Annotated in this window: 2 protein-coding genes; both read left to right on the top strand. The window is 53.3% G+C overall.

Going from position 1 to position 2,377, the window contains the following annotated elements:
- On the top strand, nt 1-491 hold a 491-nt coding region (locus tag ACWGS9_RS34585; RefSeq protein ID WP_454509408.1), incomplete at its 5' end, for an HIT family protein.
- Nucleotides 492-1,264: 773 nt separating this feature from the next.
- Nucleotides 1,265-2,086: a class I SAM-dependent methyltransferase gene (locus ACWGS9_RS34580; protein WP_454509407.1), complete on the top strand. Its 822-nt coding sequence runs from the start codon at nt 1,265-1,267 to the stop codon at nt 2,084-2,086.
- Nucleotides 2,087-2,377 lie beyond the last annotated feature (291 nt).

Below are 2,377 nucleotides of genomic sequence, written 5' to 3'. Positions count from 1 at the left end.
AACGTGCAATGGTCGATGAAATCTACTCCCGGCAGGAAATCCTGCGCTCGATCGACAATGCGGACGAGCGCCAATTTATTGCCGAGCTTCAGACGGGCATTGTCTCGCTCAGCCGAAATCGGCAATATTTCAAAGGCTATTGCTTTTTTTCCGCGAAACGGAAGGCGCGCGAACTTCATGATCTGCCGATCGATATTCGCTCGAAGCATCTCCTAGAAATGGCGATGGTCGCCGAGGCGGTGCAGACCGCTTTTGGCGCGAAGAAAATGAACGTCGCATTCTTCGGCAATTCTTTCGCTCATGTGCATTGGAATATCATCCCGCGCTACGGCATCGATCCGCTTCCGAAAGATTCAATCTGGACCCTGGACCGCAAGTTAATCGAGTCGCATTTCCTGTCAGAGCAGGAGCTTTCCGAGGTGAAGTTCACGCTGCGCGACATCCTTTCGAAGTTGGGCGAGCGTGATCAGATGTCCGTCTCCTTCTTCTAACCCGAACGTCGAGAAACTACAATCAAGAGCTTAATGGATCGGAACAAGATTGATCTGCATCGGCGTTATTGAAACCCGACAGGTGTGCCGCGATGGCCGCACGAACTGGTTGGTGATGACGAACTCGCTAACTTCGAGTTTGCACATCGCTTCCGAGCAGGATGGCCCTCTATACTGAGGGCGAAGCGCCTACTTGGCGGCGCCTACGACCTCAAAGAGGCACGGAAAGCATAAGATGGCGAACATTCAAGTTTTGGCCAGCGTTGGCATGGATCGAGTCTGGTGGCTTGACAGCACCCCCCCACCCAGGCGCCAGGGTCCTATGCCACCGACAGGAACTGCGCATAGGCGGAGCGGGCTACTACACAAGCTTGGCGGCGATCGATGGGGCGGATTCAGTCGCTATTGTTATGACAATGCGGCATTCGCGACATACGCCCTTGGCTCAGTTATTCTCATGTGAGGGGTGCACTGCCGTCGGTTTGTCGGGTTGCCTACAGGACTTGTTGAAGCCCTTTCCTTTTTGCCGCGCGGCTAAATAGCTGAAAGCCAACCATAACATTTCATCTTCTATCTTCGGCTTGATCACCCAAGTTGGCACGAGTCTTGCTGCCTGCGGTGCCAAGCGGCGGAAGCTGCCGACCGGCATTCATACCGCGGTGGCACCGCGATAAGGAAAAAACCATGACAGGTAGGTCCGCGTCACGCCTTCTGCGGAAAGGGAAGCATCGTGGGCAAGTAAAGACGAGAAGAGGCAATCGAGGAAGAAGCAGATGATGAATGGGATCAATGTGACGTTAGACCGGCCCTGGGACGAGTTCACCGGCGAGGGAGAAAACTATGATCGCGCACGGCCAAGCTACCCGACAGATGTTGCGAAGGCGGTTCGATCACATCTCGAACAATATAGCCTGTCAAGTCCGGTCGTTGATGTTGGCTGTGGAACAGGCGTTTTCACGAGAGTTCTCGCCCATGAACTCTCCACGATGCCTGTTATCGGCATAGATCCCAATGATGACATGGTCCGGGTTGCGAAGAAGGCGACGCCGTCGGCATTGGACATAGAGTATCGAGTAGCGACTGCTGAGGAGTTGCCATTCGGTTCGGATTCTCTATCGGTGGTCGCGGCAGCGGCCGCAGCACATCGCTTCCAACGCGACAAATTTTACGCCGGCGCCACTCGAAGCCTGCAGAAAAATGGTCTCGTTATCATTCTTCACAACAAACATTGTTGGTGGAAGAGTGACGCATTGCTCGCGTACCATGATTTGGTCGAAGCATGTACACCAGAATATAGTTGTGGAACCGTCACAACAGCACGGGGTACATACGCTGCGGTCGATTTTGCAGCTGAGCTATCAGACGACCAGCGCTTCAAAGACGTACGCGTTCGCCGATGGTATTGGGATCTCAACTCAGCGCTTCCCGATTTCCTCGCGCTCAGCTTCTCGTCGAATCTGATACAGAGGTCCGCCATACGAGCCGGGCGAGAGCAGGTTATTGAACGACTTACGGGGATATTTCACAAGTATTCCAGAGACGGACTTTTATGTCAACCCTATATGACGGAAGTGACTTTCGCTATAAAAGCGTAATACGAAACGATCAGCAGATCTGTAAATCTAGGGATCGACCATTGGATTACGACAAAATCGTTACCCATTCTCGCTTTGTCATCGCGACGATGCGAAAGCCCTTGGTGTACTTACTGGCGGAAGAGTGCGAAGGTGTGGTCGTTTATTCCGAAGATTTGGAAGTTTCGTGACTCCACGACGCCCGATGCGCTAGCGCATGTCCCAAGACAAACTCGGCGCTGATGAGGTCGACCGTGACGCCACCCATTTCCTTCGAGAAGTCGCGCAGATTGGGGATGAGCAGCGTATAGG

The organism is Mesorhizobium sp. Arg314, from assembly GCF_053714275.1.
The sequence above is the reverse complement of the archived record's forward strand: the minus strand, read 5'-3'. Positions and strand labels throughout refer to the sequence as shown.

Bases quoted from the DNA above. Each gene is read 5' to 3' on its own strand.
- ACWGS9_RS34580 (WP_454509407.1), top strand. From the start codon at position 1,265: ATGATGAATGGGATCAATGTGACGTTAGACCGGCCCTGGGACGAGTTC.